Origin of the sequence: Kitasatospora sp. NPDC096128, assembly GCF_040303105.1 — a bacterium.
GTDB lineage: Bacteria > Actinomycetota > Actinomycetes > Streptomycetales > Streptomycetaceae > Kitasatospora.
Genome location: NZ_JBEOSP010000001.1, coordinates 597,566 through 617,665 on the forward strand (window position 1 = coordinate 597,566; position 20,100 = coordinate 617,665).

The 20,100-nt window shown below is 71.0% G+C and carries 13 protein-coding genes; 8 read left to right on the plus strand and 5 right to left on the minus strand.

Features of this window, described 5'->3' with window-relative positions; genetic code table 11:
- Positions 1 to 145: 145 nt before the first annotated feature.
- From ABTY61_RS02610 to ABTY61_RS02630, 5 genes are all read right to left on the minus strand, one after another.
- Positions 146 to 2,287, minus strand: a complete 2,142-nt coding sequence (locus tag ABTY61_RS02610; RefSeq protein ID WP_350503050.1) for a glycoside hydrolase family 36 protein — start codon at positions 2,285 to 2,287, stop codon at positions 146 to 148.
- A 42-nt stretch (positions 2,288 to 2,329) separates the two neighbouring features.
- A complete protein-coding gene (locus tag ABTY61_RS02615) occupies positions 2,330 to 4,315 on the minus strand; it encodes a beta-galactosidase (RefSeq protein ID WP_350503051.1) in 1,986 nt (661 codons plus the stop codon).
- A gap of 202 nt (positions 4,316 to 4,517) precedes the next feature.
- Positions 4,518 to 5,492 carry a carbohydrate ABC transporter permease gene (locus tag ABTY61_RS02620; RefSeq protein WP_350503052.1) on the minus strand — a complete coding sequence of 325 codons (975 nt, stop codon included), beginning with the start codon at positions 5,490 to 5,492 and terminating at the stop codon, positions 4,518 to 4,520.
- Positions 5,489 to 6,436 carry an ABC transporter permease gene (locus ABTY61_RS02625; RefSeq protein WP_350503053.1) on the minus strand — a complete coding sequence of 316 codons (948 nt, stop codon included), beginning with the start codon at positions 6,434 to 6,436 and terminating at the stop codon, positions 5,489 to 5,491. Before ABTY61_RS02625 ends, ABTY61_RS02620 begins: the two co-directional genes overlap by 4 nt.
- Positions 6,433 to 8,103, minus strand: coding sequence for an ABC transporter substrate-binding protein (locus tag ABTY61_RS02630; RefSeq protein ID WP_350503054.1), 1,671 nt, complete (start codon positions 8,101 to 8,103; stop codon positions 6,433 to 6,435). Before ABTY61_RS02630 ends, ABTY61_RS02625 begins: the two co-directional genes overlap by 4 nt.
- A gap of 204 nt (positions 8,104 to 8,307) precedes the next feature.
- Here ABTY61_RS02630 and ABTY61_RS02635 point away from each other — a divergent pair, with 204 nt between their 5' ends.
- The 8 genes from ABTY61_RS02635 (at position 8,308) to yjfF (ending at position 20,034) form a co-directional block, all read left to right on the plus strand.
- Positions 8,308 to 11,163 carry a glycoside hydrolase family 3 C-terminal domain-containing protein gene (locus tag ABTY61_RS02635; RefSeq protein ID WP_350503055.1) on the plus strand — a complete coding sequence of 952 codons (2,856 nt, stop codon included), beginning with the start codon at positions 8,308 to 8,310 and terminating at the stop codon, positions 11,161 to 11,163.
- Between the two features lie 204 nt (positions 11,164 to 11,367).
- Entirely contained in the window at positions 11,368 to 12,351 is a 984-nt protein-coding gene (locus tag ABTY61_RS02640) for an acetylxylan esterase (RefSeq protein WP_350503056.1), read from the plus strand.
- A 510-nt stretch (positions 12,352 to 12,861) separates the two neighbouring features.
- Positions 12,862 to 13,140: an AbfB domain-containing protein gene (locus tag ABTY61_RS02645; RefSeq protein ID WP_350503057.1), complete on the plus strand. Its 279-nt coding sequence runs from the start codon at positions 12,862 to 12,864 to the stop codon at positions 13,138 to 13,140.
- Between the two features lie 168 nt (positions 13,141 to 13,308).
- Entirely contained in the window at positions 13,309 to 14,847 is a 1,539-nt protein-coding gene (locus ABTY61_RS02650; protein ID WP_350503058.1) for an alpha-L-arabinofuranosidase B, read from the plus strand.
- 558 nt (positions 14,848 to 15,405) lie between these two features.
- Entirely contained in the window at positions 15,406 to 16,386 is a 981-nt protein-coding gene (locus ABTY61_RS02655; RefSeq protein ID WP_350503059.1) for an ABC transporter substrate-binding protein, read from the plus strand.
- 101 nt (positions 16,387 to 16,487) lie between these two features.
- Positions 16,488 to 17,987, plus strand: a complete 1,500-nt coding sequence (locus tag ABTY61_RS02660) for a sugar ABC transporter ATP-binding protein (protein WP_350503080.1) — start codon at positions 16,488 to 16,490, stop codon at positions 17,985 to 17,987.
- The gene (locus ABTY61_RS02665; RefSeq protein WP_350503060.1) at positions 17,984 to 19,066 is read left to right on the plus strand and encodes an ABC transporter permease; all 1,083 of its coding nucleotides are present in this window, start codon (positions 17,984 to 17,986) and stop codon (positions 19,064 to 19,066) included. The genes ABTY61_RS02660 and ABTY61_RS02665 overlap by 4 nt, the downstream gene beginning before the upstream one ends.
- Positions 19,063 to 20,034: a galactofuranose ABC transporter, permease protein YjfF gene (gene yjfF / locus ABTY61_RS02670; RefSeq protein ID WP_350503061.1), complete on the plus strand. Its 972-nt coding sequence runs from the start codon at positions 19,063 to 19,065 to the stop codon at positions 20,032 to 20,034. Before ABTY61_RS02665 ends, yjfF begins: the two co-directional genes overlap by 4 nt.
- Positions 20,035 to 20,100: the final 66 nt, after the last annotated feature.

Sequence of the window (20,100 nt, forward strand, 5' to 3'; positions counted from 1 at the left end):
GTGGTGTTCGGGTGGGGGGTCGAACTCCCGCGTTCTGGACGGTGGGGCCCGGAGCGGCTGCTCGGGGTCGGGCCCGGACGCTGAGCGTTGTTCCGTACGGATGCGGGCCGGCGCGGTGGACCGCGCGCGGTCGCCTGATGCATCGTCAACTCCTTTCGGTGGACGTCCCGGTGAGGCGCAGCAGGACGGCGGACGGGGCCGCCGGAAGGGTCAGGGTGAGTTCGGCGCTGTCGGGGTGCCAGGTGGCGCGGGCCTGGCTGGACGACGGGTAGAGCACCTCGACGCGGAGCTCGGCGCCGGCCAGCCGGGGCAGGTCGAGATCCCTGATGGTCTCCTCGCCGGAGCGGCGCCAGGCGGTGACGTAGGCGGTGTCCGGGGTGTGCAGCGCCAGGGCGATCCACGGGTCCTCCCAGTCCGGGAGCCCGAGCGGCCAGGCGGGCAGCGCCTGTGGCAGGTCGGTGCGGATCGCCTTGTGGACGGCCACTGCCTCGTGAACCAAGTCCCTCGCCTCTTGGTTGAGTTCGGCGAGGCGGCCGGAGAGGTGGATGCGCCCGAGAAGCGCGTTGGCCATGGTGATGGCTACCTGGTCGGGGGAGTCCTCGGGCAGTGGGTAGGCCCAGACGGCGCCCTGCTCGGGCGTGACGGCGGTGGGGGCCGCCGCCGCGATCGGCGCGTAGCGCAGCAGGTCCTGCTGGTCGCTGGTGGACTGCAGCTGGAGCCGGGAGAGCAGGGCGTGGTCCATCCGCATGCCGCCGGACGCGCAGTTCTCGACCACGAGGGCCGGATGCCGGTCCAGGATGCCGTCCAGCCAGGCGAGTTGGGCCCGGTTGTGGCCGAGCAGGCCGGCCGCCGGAGCCTCTCCCGGGTGGCTGCTGGTGCCGGAGCCCGGGTCGGTGTTGTGGTCGAGCTTGAGGTACCCGACGCCCCACTCGCCGACCAGGCGGTCCACCACGGCGTCCAGGTGGGCGCGGGCGGCCGGGTGGCGCAGGTCGAGGTGGTACCGGCCGCCGCCCTCCTCCACCCGCCGGCCGTCGCGGCGGAAGAACGCCTCCTCCGGAAGGGACCGCGCGACCGGACTGTCCACCCCGACCGCCTCCGGCTCCAGCCACAGTCCGGGGACCATGCCTCGCTCCCGGATGCGGTCCAGGACCTCGTGGATCCCTTTCGGCCCGGGGAAGCGGGAGGCCGACGGCTCCCAGGCCCCGACGGAGCTCCACCAGTTGTCGCCGTCGTCGTACCAGCCGGCGTCGATGACGAAGTACTCCGCGCCGGCCTCGGCGGCGGCGTCGACCAGCGGCAGCAGCTTGGCCGTGGTCGGATCGCCCATCAGGCAGTTCATGTAGTCGTTGAAGACGACCGGCAGCCGCCGGTGGTCGGGGTGCGGGCGGCGGGTGGCCCGGCGGTACGCGGTGAGGGCGGCGAAGGCGCCGTCGGGACCGCCGTCCGGGGCGAGTGCGAGTGCCACGGGTACGGTACGGAACTCGGCGCCCGGCTCCAGCGGATGGCGCCAGCCGTGGTCGGCGTCGTTCGGGCCGTACAGCGCCGCGTAGGCGGTGTCGTCCCGCACGCCGCACTCCCAGCGCCAGCCGCCGCCGTTGTGCTCGATCTGCCACAGCCAGGTGCGGCCGGACGCGCGGTCCGTCAGGCCGCCCATCGGCAGGTGGCCGCAGCTGGACCACACACCCTGCCCGGCCACGACGCGGGTGCTGCGGCCGGAGGTGGTGCGGAAGCGGCCGCTCCGCTCGGGCGAGGACACCCGCAGCGGCTCGCGGTGCCAGCGGCACTCGGCGAACCACTCGTTCTCCGCCCACAGCAGGTCGGCGTGGTCCAGGTCCACCGGGTCGCCCCCGGTGAGGCAGCCCGCCACCAGCGATCCGACCGACTCCAGGTGCAGCGTGCGCGGCCCCTCGTTGCGCAGCACCACCTCGCTGCGCAGCACGGGCAGGCCGTCCAGGGAGCGGTAGACCGCCTCGGCGGTCAAACCGCTCTCCGGTTCGTGGAGTTCGACGGTGAGCACGTGCCAGTCGCCGTCCCGGGTCGCCCGGTGGGAGCGGTGGCGCAGCCGCCCGCCGAGGGCGCTGTCGACGAGGTGCCGGCCCGACCAGTAGCGGCCGAGATCCGCGGTCGTCACCTCCACCAGCGGCAGCGGCGCGCCGGGGCGGGGTGCGGCGCTCTTCTCACCGGGTGCGCCGAGGCGGGTCAGTCGCGGGGTGCCGTGCTCGCCCAGGTCGACCTCCAGCTCCAGGGCGCCGTGGCCCCAGCGGATCGTCCTGTGCTGGTCGCTCATCGGTGGCCTTCCTCGGTGGGCGGGGGAGAGTCGGGGGCGGCTTCACTGCCTGCGCAGGACCGCGCAGCTTCCGGGCGCCAGTTCGCCGAGCGTCGCGCCGGTGAGCAGGTCGTGGCCCGGCCGCGGCAGGGGTACGGCCTCGGTGCGGTGGTTGATCAGCAGCTGCCAGCTCCGGCCGTCCGCCGCGTGGCGGGTGACGGCCTCGACGCCGGCCGGCAGGCCCGGAACCTCCGGGACGCCCCCGGCTTCCGTCAGGAGCCGGCCGACCAGGTCGGCGTAGCCGGTGTCGTCGAGGCGGGTGGAGAGGTACCAGCCGTGGCCGGAGCCGAAGGCGTGGCGGGTGAGCGCCGGGCCGCCGTCGAGCATGCCGCCGGTGTAGGCGGCGAGGGTCTCGGCGCCCTCGGAGCGCAGGGACTCGCTCCAGGAGCCGGCCGTCGAACCGTCGGAGAGCGTGATCTGCTCTTCCTGCCGTAGCGGGCGGTACTCCTCGACCCGGATGCCGAGCGCCTCGCGCAGTGGTGCGGCCGGGTAGCCGCCGAGCCGGGAGTGGAGATGCTCGTCGACCACCCCGCTGAAATGCTGGACGAGCAGCGTGCCGCCGTCCGCGACGTAGCGGCGCAGGTTCTCGGCGCCCGCGTCGGTGAGCAGGAACAGGGCCGGAGCGATGACCACCCGGTAGCGGCTCAGGTCGTGCTCGGGGTGGGCGAAGTCGACCGTGCGGCCGGCGTCCCACAGCGCCCGGTGGGCGCGGCGCAGCGCGGCGTAGTAGTCGAGTTCGGGCGACGGGAGGCCGTCGGCGCTCAGGGCCCACCAGGCGTCCGAGTCGTGCAGGACGGCGACCTCGGCGCGGACGGTGGAGCCGGCGAGTTCGCCGAGTCGGGCGACGGCTTCCCCGGCGGCCGTGACCTCGCGGAAGATGCGGCTGTCCGGTCCGGTGTGCGGGACCATCGCCGAGTGCCACTGCTCGGCCCCGGCCCGGGACTGGCGCCACTGGAAGAACAGCGCGCCCTCCGAGCCGCGGGCGATGTGGGCGAGCGAGTGGCGCAGGATGTCCCCCGCTTCCTTGGCGAGGACGCGCCCGCCGGAGTAGACGGTGTTGGTGCCCTGTTCCATCAGCAGCCAGGGGGCGCCGCCGGCGATCGAGCGTGCGCGGTCGGCGTCGAAGGCGGCCTGGGCGGCGGCGTCGACGCCGGGAGCGCCGGGGTAGTGGTTGACGGAGACCACGTCGACCTCGCGGCCGAAGGCCCACAGGTCGAGGTTCTGGTAGCCGGGCAGCATGAGGTTGGTGGTCACCGGGCGGTCGCTGTGGGCGCGGATCGCGTCGCGCTGCTCGCGGTAGGCGGCGAGGGTCTCGTCGGACCAGAAGCGGCTGAAGTCCAGCGTCTGGCCGGGGTTGTGGTGCCACTGGCTGGCGCGGGGCGGGAGGATCTGCTCCCACGAGGTGTAGTGCTGGCTCCAGAAGGCCGTTCCCCAGGCCTCGTTGAGGGCGTCCAGGGAGCCGTGGCGGGCGCGCAGCCAGACCCGGAAGGCGGCGGCGGTGTGGTCGCACCAGCAGAGGGTGACGTACTCGTTGTGGACGTGCCACAGGGCGAGCGCCGGGTGGTCGCCGTAGCGCTCGGCGAGGGCGCCGGCGATCCGGCGGGCGGCCCGGCGGTAGGCGGGGGCGGCGAGGCAGTAGGTGTCCCGGCTGCCGTGGGTCAGCCGGGCGCCGTCGGCGCGGACCGGCAGGGCGTCCGGGTGGGCCGGCGTGAACCAGGGCGGCGGGGAGGCGGTGGGGGTGGCCAGGTCGACCGCGACACCGGCCGCGTGGAGGCGGTCGAGGTGGGCGTCGAGCCACTCGAAGTCGTACCTGCCCTCCTCGGGTTCCATCAGGGCCCAGGAGAAGACGCCGACGGTGGCGAGGTTGACGCGCGCCCGGCGCATGAGTTGGTCGTCCTCCTTCCAGACCTGGGCGTCCCACTGCTCGGGGTTGTAGTCCCCGCCGTAGGCGAGGCCGCCGAGGCGGTCCGTGAGTCGGCGGATGTCCATCTGGGTGCCGTCCTTCCGGAAGCGGGGTCAACTGCGCTGCGGGGCCGGGGCGGTGCTTTCGCGGATGATCGGTTCGGGTGCCATCAGGTGGAGTCGGTCCTCCGGCTCGTTGCCTGCGGCGCTCGCGGTGATCCTCGCCATGACCTGGTCGACGGCGACCTGTCCGAGGTGCCGGTGGGAGCGGCCCCCCGGCACGGACGGCTCAGCCCTTGATCGCGCCGGTGAGGACACCGGTACGCAGGTGTTTCTGCACGAACGGGTACACGATCACCAGTGGTACCAGGGTGAGGACCACGACCGCCATCTGCAGCGACAGCGGTGCGGTCTGCGCGTGGGTCTGCCCGAAACCGGAGTTGACCGAGCCGGGCAGGCCGTTGGCCCGGTTGACGTAGGTGAGCAGCACGTACTGCAGGGGCCACTTCTCGCTGTCCGTCGGCATGTAGAGCATGACGTTGAAGAAGGAGTTCCAGTAGCCCACGGCGTAGAAGAGCGCGGTGACGGCGGTGACGGCGCGTGAGGTGGGCAGGACGACGGACCACAGGATCCGCCACTCGCCGGCGCCGTCCATCCGGGCCGCGTCGATCAGCTCGGAGGAGGTCTCCTGGTAGAAGGCGCGCAGCACCAGGATGTTGAAGACGGAGACCGCGCTCGGCAGGATCAGCGCCCACCACTGGCCGTAGCCGCCGAGGCCGGTGACGACCAGGAAGCTCGGGATCAGACCGCCGCTGATGAACATCGTGATGATCAGCAGCAGCAGGACGAAGCGGTGCCCGAGGGAGCGTGGCCGGGAGAGGCCGTAGGCGCACAGGACGGAGACGGCCATGGACACCGCGGTGCCGACCACGGTGATCCCGAGGCTCACCCCCAGCGCGGTGATGATCGTCGAGTCGCTGAGCATCTGGCGGTACGTCTCGGTGGTCAGGCCGTCCGGCCAGATCACCAGGCCGCCGGCCCGGTTGATGGCGCCGGGGGTGGAGAAGCTGGTCAGGACGATGATGTAGAGCGGGACCAGGATGACGGCGAGCATCCCGCCGAGGGTCAGGCCCTTGGCGGCCTGGCCGACGGCGGTGGGCGGCTCGTCCCAGGGCGGGCGGGCGGAGCGGGCCCGGCGGCGGGCCGCTGCTGTGGCGGCGCGGCGCTTCTCGCCCCGCGTTCCCATGGTGAGTACGTTCGTCATCTGCGGTACAGCCCGTCCTCGCCGAAGGCGTGCGCCAGCTTGTTGGCACCCCAGATGAGCAGCAGCGAGACCACGCTCTTGAAGAGCCCGGCCGCCGCGCCGTAGCTGTAGCCGCCGGTGGCGATGCCGTAGTAGAAGGAGAAGGTGTCCAGGACGTCCGCGGCCTCGTGGCCGACGGCGTCGCGTTGGACCAGGAACTGTTCGAAGCCGACGGACAGGGCGTTGCCCAGCCGCAGCACCAGCATCAGCACGATCACCCCGCGCAGGCCCGGCAGCGTGATGTGCCACATCCGCCGCAGCCGTCCGGCGCCGTCGGCGGCCGCGGCCTCGTACAGCTCGCTGTTGATCGCGCTCAGTGCGGCGAGGAAGACGATGATCCCCCAGCCCGCCTCCTTCCAGATCGCCTGCGACGTGACCAGCAGCGCGAAGGTGTGCGGGTTGGTCATGATGTCCCAGGTGCCGATGTCGTGCTGGCGCAGGAACTGGTTGAGCACGCCGGCGCCGCCGAGCATCTGCTGGAAGATCGTGACCGCCAGCACCCAGGAGAAGAAGTGCGGCAGGTAGACCACGGACTGGAAGAAGTTGCGGATCCGCTCGCTGACCACCGAGTTGAGCAGCAGGGCCAGGGCGATGGGGATCGGGAAGAACAGGACCAGCTGGACGAAGCTGAGGTAGAGGGTGTTCTTCATCGAGGCCCAGAACGCCGGGTCGCCGAACAGCTGCTGGAACTGGTCGAAGCCGACCCATTCGCTGTGCCAGACCCCGACCAGCGGGTCGTACTCCTGGAAGGCGGTGACGATGCCGAACAGCGGCACGTAGTTGAACACCAGGAGCAGGACGACCGCGGGGACCGTCATCAGCAGGAGGGACTTGTCGCGCCGCAGCCTGGTCCGCCAGGTGAGCCGCGCCGGCCCGGCCGGGCGCTTCGGGGCCGCGGTGCTCACTGGCCGGTGCCGTACTTGTTGAGGACGTTGTCGGTCATCCACTGCTTGAGCCGCTCACCGGGGCCGGATCGCCAGCTGGCGATGGCGTCCTGCACGTCGGAGACCTTCTTCTTGCCGTGGTAGCAGTCCTTGATGGTGTCGTTGACGTTCTGCGCGGCATCGGCCGAGGCGATGGCCTGGGGCATGCTGAGGTTCATGCCCCAGAACGGAGGCTTGGTGAGGTACTTGACGTTGGCGGCCGACCAGCCTGCGTAGTCCCTGGTGACCTGCTCGCCGCCCGGGTTGCTGATCACGGATCCGGAGGCGGCCAGGAACGAGTAGGTCGTCACCTGGACGTCCTTCTTCCCCTCCTCCGTGAAGGTCGGCGCCCCGTTGACACGGGTGTGGTGGACGCCCTCGACACCGTAGTTGACCATGGTGTACTCGGCGGTGCCGTAGGGGGCGGCGAGGTAGTTCGCGACGGCGAGGAGTTCCTCGATCTGAGCCGGTTTCAGGCCGGCGTTCAGATAGCTGATCATGCTGGCGGCGGCGCCCATGTAGATCACCGGCGTGCCCTTGCCGTCGGCGGTGATGGCGTTGAACGCGCCGCGCCGGTAGTTCGGATCCGCGGCGGCGCCGGACTGCTGGTCGGACAGGTTCCAGGCGCCCAGTCCGCCGCCGCCGATGAGCGTCTTCCCGCTGTAGAAGCGGGTGCTCCCGTTGGAGACGTCGCCGGCGAGGGCATCCGGGTGCATGTAGCCCGAGGTGGCCAAGCGGTTGTGCCAGTCGAGGGCCTCCAGGAACTCCTGGGTCTCGAACGGGTGGACCAGCTTGCCGTTGTCGACCCTCCACTTCATGGGGACGTTCCAGGCGAACTGGAGGTAGGTCCACACGTCGTCGAAGGCCCACACGCCCCGTTTGGCGTCGGTCAGTTCCTTGCCGAGGTTCATCAGGTCGTCGGCGGACTTGATCTGGTCGGCGGTGATGCCCCGGGCCTCGAGGATGTCCCGGCGGTAGAAGGTGGCGCCGGGGATGCCGAAGCCGGTGGAGAAGCAGGGGATCCCGTAGAGCTTGTCGCCCCAGACGCCGTGCTGCCAGGCACCGGTGGGCAGCGCGGCCAGGTTGGGGTACTTCTTGATGTTGTCGCCGGAGAGGTACGGGGTCAGGTCCGCGAGCTGGGTGCCGACCAGCCCGCCGGTGTTGAAGTTGGAGTTCAGCCAGGACGGCAGGTTGATCCAGTCCGGCAGCTTCTTGGCGGCGGTCATCGTCGGGATGATCGTGTTGTAGTTGATGCCGTCCGTCGGCTTGACGGTCAGCTCGACCCCGAGCGCCTTGTTCATCGCCTGGTAGAAGGAGTTGCCGACCGGCGGGGCCGTGCCCCACAGCGGGGTGATCGCCGTGTAGCTGCCGCCCTTGCCCGGAACGCCGGAGACGCTGGTGGGAGGGGAAGCCGGGTAGGAGAGGTAGGCCGGGTCGGTCGCGGCGTCGCCGGCGCCCTGCACGGAGGCGATGTCCGGCTTGACCGCGTTGGCGTTGGGTACGTAGGCCGGGAGGGCGGCCTTGAGGCCTTCCTTGGTGTTCGCCGCGGCCTTCTTGTCCGAGCCGCCGCCGCAGGCGGACAGCAGGGGTGCCATCGCGGCGGCTCCCGCGACCGTGGCGGCGGTGGTCAGAAAGCTCCTGCGATTCAATCCGGATCTCATGGTGGCGTGGCCCCTCTCCGTCGAAGCGCTTGAATGTTTCGGCGAGACTAACGACGCGTTACCGGTTGAGCAAGAGGCTGAACAAAACCAAAATCCTTTGGTTCCTGGGTAGTTGACAGGCCAGTTGGGTCGTGTCAGCGTCGAGGCGCTTCGACTTGACCACTGAGCCCAGCTGCCCGAGGGGTATTCCACGTGAGTTCCGTGCCGGCGTCCGCAGCCGATCTGCCCGCTTTCCGCAATCCCACGCTCGCCCCGCGCAAGCGTGTCGACGACCTGCTCCAGCGGCTCACGCTCGACGAACGGCTCGCGATGCTGCACCAGTACGCGCCGGCCGTGCCGCGTCTGGGTCTCGGCCCGTTCCGTACCGGCAGCGAGGGCTTGCACGGAGTCTCCTGGCTCGGCGTGGCCACGGTCTTCCCGCAGGCCGTCGGCCTCGGCGCCAGCTGGGACGAGGATCTGGTGCGCGGAGTCGCCGAGGCGGTCTCGACCGAGCTGCGGGCCTTCCACTACCACCGCCCGACGGCGGTCGGCGGCTCCGAGCGCGGGCCCAACTCCCTGCAGGCCTGGGCCCCCGTGCTCAACCTGCTGCGCGATCCGCGCTGGGGGCGCAACGAGGAGGGCTACTCCGAGGACCCGGTGCACACCGCGAAGGTCGGCGAGGCGTTCTGCCGAGGACTCTCCGGCGACCACCCGGACTACCTGCGGACCGCGCCCGTGCTCAAGCACTTCCTCGCGTACAACAACGAGGACGACCGCTGCACCACCTCCTCCGGAGTGCGCCCGCGCGTCCTCCAGGAGTACGACCTCGCCGCCTTCCGCCCCGTCGTCGCCTCCGGCGCCGCGACCGGCGCGATGGCCGCCTACAACCTGGTCAACGGCCGTCCCTGCCACGTCAGTCCGCTGATCGAGGTGGAGCTGCGCCGCTGGGCCCGGCAGACGGGCCACGAGCTGTTCGTGGTCAGCGACGCCGAGGCCCCCTCCAACCTGGTCGACCCGGAGCACTACTTCGACGACCATGCCGAGTCCCACGCGGCCGCGCTCAAGGCCGGCATCGACAACTTCACCGACCACGGGGAGGACAGCGCCACCGTGATCGGCCGCCTGCGCGAGGCGCTGGAGCGCGGCCTGATCGAGGAGGCCGACGTCGACCGCGCCGTCCGCCGGCAGCTCGAAGTGCGCCTGAGGCTCGGCGAGTTCGACCCCGACCTGGACCCGTACACGGGCATCGGCCCCGAGGTGATCGACAGCCCCGAGCACCGCGCCCTGGCCCGGAGGGCGGCCGCCGAGTCGACCGTCCTGCTCAAGAACGACGGCCTGCTGCCGATCGACCCGGCCCGCGCACCCAGGATCGCCGTCATCGGCCCGCTCGCCGACACCCTCTTCGAGGACTGGTACAGCGGCACTCTGCCGTACCAGGTGGGCATCGCCACCGGACTGGCCGCGGCCCTCGGCGCCCACGGCGGCGAGGCCGTCGTGGTGGATGGCTCGGACCGCATCACCCTCCGCTCGCGCACCACCGGTGAACTGCTCGGAAAGTCCGCCTTCGACGTGACCGACTGGGGTGGGGGCGCCACCACCCTGCGCGCCGCCGACACCGGCCGGTTCCTGTCCCTCCAGGACGACGACGGCCTGGCGGCCGGTCAGGACGTGATCAAGAGCTGGTTCGTCAAGGAGACCTTCCGGATCGAACCGGACGGCCCCGACACGGTGCTGCTGCGATCGGTCTTCACCGGGCGCTACGCCGCCGTGGACCCGACCGACGGCCGGGTGAGCGTCACAGCCGAGAGCGCGGAGGACGCCGAGCGCTGGCAGCGCGAGCTGGTGCGCGACGGCATCGCCGAGGCCCGGGCGGCCGCCGCGAACGCGGATGTCGCCGTGGTCGTCCTCGGCAACCACCCGCTGATCAACGGCCGGGAGACCGAGGACCGCGCCGACATCGACCTGCCCGAGGGGCAGGAGGAACTGCTGCGCGCCGTCGCCGAAGCCCGCCCGGACACCGCCCTGGTCGTGATGAGCAGCTACCCGTACGCCCTCGACTGGGCCGACGAACACCTGCCCGCCGTGGTGTGGACGTCCCACGGCGGGCAGGAAACAGGACACGCGCTGGCCGCGGTGCTGCTCGGCGAGGCCGAGCCCGCCGGCCGCCTGCCGCAGACCTGGTACCGGGGCGACGACCCGCTGCCCGCCCCGCTCGACTACGACATCATCAAGGCCGGCTGGACCTACCAGTACCACCGCTCCGCCCCGCTCTACCCCTTCGGCCACGGGCTGTCCTACACCGACTTCGCCTACCGCGGCCTGCGCCTGTCGCAGCAGTCGATCGGCCAGGACGGCTCGGTCGACGTGACCGTGACCCTGGACAACCGCGGACCGCGCTCCGGCAGCGAGGTGGTCCAGGTCTACGTCCGTGCCCTCGAAGCCCGCTACGAGGCGCCCAGGCTGCGCCTGGCCGACTTCCGCAAGGTCCGCCTGGAGCCGGGTGGCAGCGATGAGGTGACGTTCCGCCTGTCGGCCGAGCAGTTCGCCCACTGGTCCGTGGCCGCCGGGGCCTTCACCGTCGACCCCGGCGGCTACGAGGTGGTCGTCGCCCGCAGCGCCGACCACCCGGTCCTCACCGCGCCGCTGACCGTGCTCGGTCCGGGCGCCGCGCCCCGGTCGGGAGTCGACCGCCGACTCCTGGCCGTCGACTTCGACGACTACGAGGACGCCACCATCGTCGACGCCACGCGCGCCGATGGCGACGCCGTCACGCCCACCGACCCGGCCCACCCGGCGACGCTGCTGTTCCGCGACGTCGACCTCGCCGGCGCTCGCTCGATCGAGGTCGAGACCTCCCGCGAGCAGGCGGGGGAGATCCCGGCCCGGTTCGAACTCCGGGCAGGCGGGCGGTTGCTGGCCGAGCTCGACGTGCCGGTGACCGGCGACCGCTACGCCTGGACGAGCACCACCGCCGAGCTCGCCGCCCCGCTCGACGGCGTGCACGACCTGACCCTGACCCTGCACGGCGACGTCCGGCTGACGGCCTTCCGCTTCGGCCCGGCCGACTGAGGACCGCAGCCCCACAGGCCGGCGGCCCGTCCTGAGGGGAAGACGGGCCGCCACCCGTTTCAGCCCGGCTCATCCCTCGGGCGGTCCCGCTCGCCACACGGGCGCCGCGCCCCGCTGTCACCTGCCGTCCGGAGGCGGCCCGCCATGTCACTGCTCACACCCCACCACCTGACCTCGAACTCGCAGCACCCGGAGGGATCCCCCATGCCCGTCACCGACTTCGGCGTCGAGGAGTTCGCCGCCTACCGTCCCGAGTCGACCGTTCCGGAGGACTTCGACGAGTTCTGGCAGCGGACTCTTGCCGAGGCCCGTTCGCACGGCGGGGCGGTCAAGGCCGAACGCGTCACCGCGCGGTACGGGCTGCGCACGGTCGAGGTCGAGGACGTGCGCTTCCCGGGCTGGAACGGGGAGCCGGTGGCCGCCTGGCTGCTGCGTCCGCGGGGTGTGGACGGGCCGCTGCCCGTCGTGGTCGGCTACCAGGGGTACAGCGGGGGGCGCGGGGTGCCCACCGAGCATCTGCTGTGGTCCGCGGCCGGGTACGCCCAGCTCGTCGTCGACAGCCGAGGGCAGGGCCACGACACTCCGGACCAGGGCGTGGGCGAGGGCACCCAGTGGGTCGGGGGCTTCATGACCCGGGGCATCGAGTCCCCGGAGAACCACTACTACCGGCGGTTGATGACCGACTGTGTGCGTGCGGTGGACGCCGTCGCGCAGTTGCCCGGTCTCGACGCGGATCGGATCGTCGTGGCGGGTGGCAGCCAGGGTGGTGGGCTGTCCCTTGCGGTGGCCGGGCTCAGCGGGGACCGGGTGGCGGCGGTGATGGCCGACGTGCCGTTCCTGTGCGACTACCTCGAGGGCGCGCGGACCTCTCTGGACGGTCCGTACCAGGAGCTCGTCAGCTATCTGCGCTGGCACAGTCGGGAGCGCGTGGAGCCGACGTTCGCGACCCTCGCGTACTTCGACGGCGTCCACTTCGCCCGGCGGGCCACCGCTCCGGCTCTGTTCAGTGTCGGTCTGATGGACCCGGTCTGCCCGCCGCGGACGGTCTATGCCGCGTTCAACCACTACGCGGGCGAGGACCGGACGATGACGGTGTGGCCGTTCGCCGACCACGCCGGCGGCTGTGGCTCGAACCCGCCGGTCCAGCTGGCCTGGCTGCGCGAGCGCGGGCTGGCGCCGACGTGGTGACCGCACCACCGCGACCCGTTCCCGGCTCGCCGAGAGGCCTCAGGAGGGTCAGCCGCACGATCGGCCCCGACATCGGCCGTGGGCAGCGTTTCGGCTCGGTCCGCGTCGGTGTCCTGCACGTCCACCCGGCCGGCACCCGGGAAGCCGAACTGCCCTACCAGGCCTGACACCCGGCCTGACACCCGGTCACCCCAGGACGACCGACCCCAAGGACACGGGGCCCCGCACGCCACCGCACGGGCGTGCGGGGCCCCGTCCCCATTTCCGGCCCGGCCACCCCGGACCCCACCCCGCACGGAAGCCGTCGTCGGAGGCGAGCTTCTCAGGGGATTGTGTGCGTTAACAACCAGACGTCTTGACGGTGCCGGGGCGTCTGGCCATAGTGATGGGCGATGCAGCCCGGCCAGGAACTTTCTCGACGGCCTGGTTCACCTTTTTCACGGCCACTGTTGTTAGCGCTAACAGTATTGGACGCCTTCTTCCTTCCCCCACCCGCGAAGGAGTTCGTTCATGACCACCCGAACACGGCTGAGCCGCGCCCGGCGGGCGTCGGGGGTGGTCGGAACGCCGGTGACTTCCGGCAGTTCCGCCGCCGACGCCACCTTCTGGGCCCAGCACGGGAACAGCGGCGCCGGCCACTCCCTGAAGTCCTTCGACGTCCCGGAGAGGGACGTCCGCCACCACCGCTTCGTCGGCTACGTCGCGAGCAACGGCGGCATCGACCCCTGGGACAGCCCTTCGCCATGGGCCCAGGGCACCAGCCGGCTCGCCGCCACTCCCTGGAGCTGACCAGCAGCCCCCATGCCGGGTCCGGCGCCCCAAAGGGCAGCAGCCGCACCGGACCCGCAGACGTCGGCGCAACCCGGGCCGTCCGCACGGCCGGACACCGGGAGGTTCGTCGGCGCCCGCCCACCCCCACCCCACCCAGTGAAGGATCTCCTCATGATCAAACCGTGGATGAACCGCCTCCGACACGCGTTCCTCGCGGCCGGTACCACCGCCGCGCTCGCGGCCGGCCTGCTCACCGCCACGGCCACCCCCTCGCAGGCCGCCACCCAGGGGCCGTGCGACATCTACGCCGCCGGCAGCACCCCGTGCGTCGCCGCGCACAGCACCACCCGGGCCCTGTACGGGACGTACAACGGCCCGCTGTACCAGGTCAGGCGCGCCTCCGACAACGCGACCAGGGACATCGGGCTGCTGAGCGCCGGCGGCTACGCCGACGCCGCCGCGCAGGACTCCTTCTGCGCCGGCACCAGTTGCGTCATCACCGTCCTCTACGACCAGTCCGGCAAGGGCAATCACCTCACCCAGGCGCCCGCCGGCGGGGCGGCCGGCGGGCCGGACAACCTCGCCAACGCCGTCGAAGCGCCGGTCACCGTCGCCGGCCACAAGGCGTACGGCGTCTACGTGGCCCCCGGGACGGGCTACCGCAACAACAACACCAACGGCATCGCCACCGGCGACCAGCCCGAGGGCATGTACGCCATCTTCGACGGCACCCACTTCAACGGCGGCTGCTGCTTCGACTACGGCAACGCCGAGACCAACAACCTGGACACCGGCAACGGCCACATGGAGGCCCTCTACTTCGGCAACAGCAAGAGCTGGGGCTCGGGCAGCGGCAACGGCCCGTGGGTCATGGCCGACCAGGAGAACGGCCTGTTCTCGGGGGTCAACCCCGGCTTCAACGCCAATGACCCCAGCGTCGACAACCGGTTCCTGACCGCCATGCTCAAGGGCGGCCCGAACCAGTGGGCCCTGCGCGGCGGCGACGCCCAGTCGGGCGGTCTGTCCACCTACTACAACGGTGCACGCCCCAACGCCACCGGCTACAACCCGATGCACAAGGAAGGCGCGATCATCCTCGGCATCGGCGGTGACAACAGCAAGTGGGCCCAAGGCACCTTCTACGAAGGGGTCATGACCCAGGGCTACCCGTCGGACGCCACCGAGAACGCGGTCCAGGCCAACATCACCGCCGCCGGCTACAACAGCGGTTCGACCAGCAGCGGCACGCTGACCCCCGGCTCCCGGATCTCCCTGCAGGCCACCACCGCGCCCTGCTGCACCTCCCACTACCTCCGCCACGACGACACCGACAACAAGGTCGTCATCTCCAGCACCGGCTCCGCCAGTTCGGCCACCGACAAGGCCGACGCCACCTGGATCGTCCGCGCGGGCCTGGCCGACTCCTCCTGCCTGTCCTTCGAGTCCGCCAACAGCCCCGGGCAGTTCCTGCACCACTACAACTACGAGCTCTACCTGGACGTCGACAGCGGCGTCGGCTCCTTCGCGCAGGACGCCACCTTCTGCCCCACCAGCGGCAACAGCGGGGTCGGCACCTCCTTCCAGTCCGTCAACTTCCCGACGAAGTACCTCCGCCACTACAACTACACCGTCTACATCGCCGACAACGGCGGCTCCAACAGCTGGGACAGCTCCACCAGTTGGGCCGCCGACACCAGCTGGCTGGTCGCCCAGCCCTGGGGCTGAGCCGCCGGGGCACCGGCCGTCGTCCGCGGTGCGATGCAGCGGGCGGGGCATGGTGTCGATGGTCCTGACAGGTGCCGAGCCCAGGGGCGGTCCCGCCCCTGGGCTCGGCACCGCCATTGTGGCGGCCGTGGTCTGCGCGCCCGGGGCCAGGGCCGGCGGAGCCGTCGGGAGGCCGCCCGCCAGGTCGGCGTGGGCTTGCCACGCCGACCGCCTCAGCGCCCCGGGTGATCATCCGACCGCTACCGGCAAGGGTTCCGGTCGTGTGCAGATGAGCTGCCGTGACCTGCCCTGATCGAGTCCGAGGCGTGTCCCGTGGCTCCGGTTCCGAACGGCGGGGAGCGTGTGGTCCGGACGCCAACTGGCCGACGCGGCTGCGGGACTGAGCGCACGTCCGGTTGCCGGTCCGCCCCGGTCAAGATTGGGTAACACGGCGCGGAGGCCTTGCCGGGGTCAATTGTGAGCGTTAACAATCGGTCCCGAGCGAAACGGCGACGATACCTCGCGTTCACACAGCCGGTGCCGTTCGCGCGATCGACGATCCCGAGAGGAAGTCCCCACATGTCCAAGAGAGTTGCGGCGGTCCTGGTCGCCGGTGCGATGGTCACCGTCCTCACCGCGTGCGGTTCCGGCGGCGGGGGCTCCGCCGGGAAGAGCTCCGGCGGCAAGCTCGTGGTGGGCTTCTCGCAGGTGGGTGCGGAGAGCGGCTGGCGCACCGCGAACACCAAGTCGATCCAGGATGCGGCGAAGAAGGCCGGTATCGAGCTGAAGTTCTCCGACGCGCAGCAGAAGCAGGAGAACCAGATCAAGGCGATCCGCTCGTTCATCCAGCAGAAGGTCGACGTGATCGCCTTCTCGCCGGTGGTGGAGTCGGGCTGGGACACCGTCCTCAAGGAGGCCAAGGACGCGCACATCCCGGTCATCCTGACCGACCGCGCGGTGGACTCCAAGGACGAGTCGCTGTACGCCTCCTTCCTGGGGTCGGACTTCGTCGAGGAGGGCAAGAAGGCCGGCGACTGGCTGGTCAAGGAGTACGCGTCCGCCGGCGGTGACGTGAACATCGTCCAGCTGGAGGGCACCACCGGCTCCGCGCCCGCCAACGACCGCAAGGCCGGCTTCGCGGACGCCACCAAGGGCGACCCGAAGTTCAAGGTGGTCGCCTCGCAGACCGGCGACTTCACCCGCGCCAAGGGCAAGGAGGTCATGCAGGCCTTCCTGAAGGCCCAGCCGAAGATCGACGTGCTGTACGCCCACAACGACGACATGGCGCTCGGTGCGATCCAGGCGATCGAGGAGGCCGGCAAGAAGCCGGGCACCGACATCAAGATCGTCTCCGTGGACGGCGTCAAGGACGCCTTCACCGCGATGAGCCAGGGCAAGATCAACTACGACGTCGAGTGCAACCCGCTGCTCGGCGACCAGCTGATGGACCTGGTGAAGAAGGTCAAGGCGGGCGAGCAGGTGCCGCGTCGGATCAAGACCGAGGAGGGCACCTTCACCCCCGAGCAGGCCGCCGCGGCCCTGCCCACCCGCCAGTACTGACCGGCCCGGCCGGGCCGGGGAGCGATCGGCGGATCGCTCCCCGGCGGGCCGGACCGCACGAGGAGAGGAGTACCGGGGTGCGTCAGCAACCGGTCCTGGAAATGCGGGGTATCCGCAAGGAGTTCCCCGGGGTGGTGGCGCTGGACGGGGTCGACTTCCGGCTCTTCCCCGGTGAGGTGCACGCCCTGATGGGGGAGAACGGCGCCGGGAAGTCCACGCTGATCAAGGTGCTCACCGGTGTCCACCCGTCGGACGGCGGCGAGGTGGTGCTGGCCGGCGAGCAGGTGTGGATCGCCGGGCCGCTGCAGGCCCAGCAGGCCGGCATCAGCACGGTCTACCAGGAGGTGAACCTCTGCCCGAACCTGTCGGTCGCGGAGAACATCTTCATCGGGCGCGAGCCCCGCCGGTTCGGCCTGATCGACTGGGCGGCGATGCGCCGCCGGGCCGCCGAACTGGTCCGCGAACTCGACCTGGACATCGACGTCAGCGCGCCGCTGAACAGCTACTCCATCGCCGTCCAGCAACTGGTGGCGATCGTCCGCGCGGTCGGCGTCTCGGCCAAGGTGCTGATCCTGGACGAGCCGACCTCCAGCCTGGACCGCGACGAGGTGAACCAGCTCTTCGCCGTCATCCGGAGGCTGCGGGACCAGGGCGTGGCCGTCCTGTTCGTCTCGCACTTCCTCGACCAGATCTACGAGATCTGCGACCGGATGACGGTGTTGCGCAACGGCCGGCTGGAGGGCGAGTACCTGACCAGCGAGCTCAACCAGGTCGAACTCGTCTCCCGGATGATCGGCGCCGAGCTCGCCGGACTCGACCAACTCGCGGGCGGCCAGCGGGGCGAGCGCTCCGGCCCGGTCCCCGGCCCGGCTTTCCTGCAGGCCGAGGGCCTGGCCCGGAAGGGTGCCGTGGAGCCGTACGACCTCACCATCCGACCCGGCGAAGTGATCGGCCTCGCGGGCCTGTTGGGGTCCGGCCGGACCGAGGCGGCCCGGCTGCTGTTCGGCGCCGACCACAAGGACCGCGGCACCGTGCGGATCAACGGCGCCGAGGCCGACCTGCGCAACCCGCGTGACGCGATCGCCCACGGCATCGCGTTCTGCTCGGAGAACCGCAAGACCGAGGGCCTGGTCGGCGAGCTGACCGTCCGCGAGAACATCGTGCTGGCGCTGCAGGCCGCCCGCGGCTGGACGCGCCCGCTGTCGCGCACCGCGCAGGAGCAGTTCGCGCTGCGCTGGATCCGCGCCCTGGACATCCGCCCCGGCAACCCCGAGGCGCTGGTGCGCAACCTCAGTGGCGGCAACCAGCAGAAGGTGCTGCTCGCCCGCTGGCTGATCACCGACCCCAAGCTGCTGATCCTGGACGAGCCCACCCGCGGTATCGACATCGGGGCCAAGGCCGAGATCCAGAAGCTGGTCGCGGACCTCGCCGAGAAGGGCATGGCGGTGCTGTTCATCTCCGCCGAACTGGAGGAGGTGCTGCGGCTCAGCCACCGGGTCGGCGTGCTGCGCGACCACCGGATGGTCGCCCAGCTCGACAACGACGGCGAGCTCACCCCGGAGCGCGTCCTGGCCACCATCGCGAGCGGAGCGGAAGAATGACCACGGCACCGACGACCCCGTGGGCCAGGGCGGTGACCCGGTCCAGGCTGTTCTGGCCGGCCGTGGTGCTGGCCGTGCTGCTGCTCGCCAACCTCGCCTTCACCCCGGACTTCTTCGCCGTTCACCTCAAGGACGGTCACCTGTACGGAAGTACGGTCGACATCCTGCACTTCGGCGCCCCGCTGATCCTGGTGTCGCTCGGCATGACCCTGGTGATCGCCACCGGCGGCATCGACCTCTCGGTCGGCTCCACCGTCGCCATCGCCGGTGCGCTGGCCTGCCGGCACATCAGCGAGGCCGCCGACCCGGCGAGCCTCGGCACCGTGTTCGGCGCGGTGGGCATCGCACTCGGCACGGCGGTGCTGCTGGGCGTCGTGAACGGGGTGCTGGTGGCCCGGGTCGGCGTGCAGCCGATCATCGCCACCCTGATCCTGATGGTCGCCGGGCGCGGCCTGGCCCAGCTGATCACCGACGGCCAGATCATCACGGTCACCAGCGAGCCGTACAAGCTGATCGGCGGCGGCTACTGGCTGACCATGCCGTTCGCGATCCTGCTCAGCGCCGTGGTGGTGCTGGCCACCGTGCTGCTGACCCGCTCCACCGCGCTCGGACTGCTGCTGGAGTCCGTCGGCGGCAACCCGGTGGCCAGCCGGCTGGTCGGCATCCGGGCGATGCGCCTGGTCGCCCTGGTCTACGTGTTCAGCGCGCTGTGCGCGGCACTGGCGGGCCTGATGGTGTCCTCGAACGTCTCGGCCGCCGACGGCAACAACGCCGGTCTGTGGATCGAACTCGACGCCATCCTCGCGGTGGTGATCGGCGGGACCTCGCTCAACGGCGGCCGCTTCTCGATCGGCGGCACGGTCCTCGGCGCGCTGATCATCCAGACCCTCTCCACCACCGTCTACACCATCGGCATCCCGCCGGAGACCACCCTGGTGTTCAAGGCGTTCGTCGTGATCACGGTCTGCCTGATCCAGTCGCCGAACTTCCGGGCCAAGGTCGCCAAGCGCGGCGCCGGACGTCGGAGCGGAGCGCGCACCAATCCTGTCACCACCACCAACCGGGAGGTCGGCGCGTGAACGCCAACGCCCTGCTGACCAGAGTGCGCGGACAGGTCCCGCTGCTGGTCACCTCCGTCCTGCTGGTGTCGATGTTCACCGTCGGGTCGGCGCAGTACGACGGCTTCTTCTCCGGCCAGGTCGTGCTCAACCTCCTGATCGACAACGCCTTCCTGCTGGTCGTCGCGGTCGGCATGACCTTCGTCGTGCTGACCGGCGGCATCGACCTGTCGGTCGGCGCGGTGGTGGCGCTTTCCACCATGGTCTCCGCCTGGCTGGTCGAGAAGCACGGCTGGCCGCCGCTGCTGGTGATCCCGCTGGTCCTCCTGATGGGCGCCGCCGCCGGCTGGCTGATGGGCTGGATCATCCACGTCTTCGAGATCCAGCCGTTCATCGTCACCCTGGCCGGCATGTTCCTGGCCCGGGGCCTGTGCTACACGATCAGCGTCGAGTCGATCTCCATCACCGACCCGCAGTACACCGCCATGGCGCAGACCCGGATCCCGCTCGGCGACCTGTTCGTCTCACCGAGCGCGGTCATCGCGCTGCTGGTGGTCGCCGTCGCCTTCGTGGTCCTGCACTACACCCGGTTCGGGCGGAACGTGTACGCGCTCGGCGGCAGCGAGCAGTCCGCGCTGCTGATGGGCCTGCCGGTGCAGCGCACCAAGACGACCGTCTACGCGATCAGCGGCTTCTGCTCCGCACTCGGCGGCGTCCTGCTCACCTTCTACATGCTCTCCGGCTACGGCCTGCACGCGGTGGGCCTGGAACTCGACGCGATCGCCGCCGTGGTGATCGGCGGGACCCTGCTCACCGGCGGCTCCGGCTACCTGCTGGGCACCCTGCTCGGCGTGCTGGTGCTCGGCCTGATCCAGACCGTCATCAGCTTCCAGGGCACCCTCAGCTCCTGGTGGACCCGGATCGTCATCGGCGCCCTGCTGTTCGTCTTCATCGTCCTGCAGCGCCTGATCACCGCCCGCCGGCGGTAGTGCACCGCGTCGCCCCTGCCGAACAGGCCGCGGCAGGCGACCAGGGCGAACACCAGCAGGGCGGCG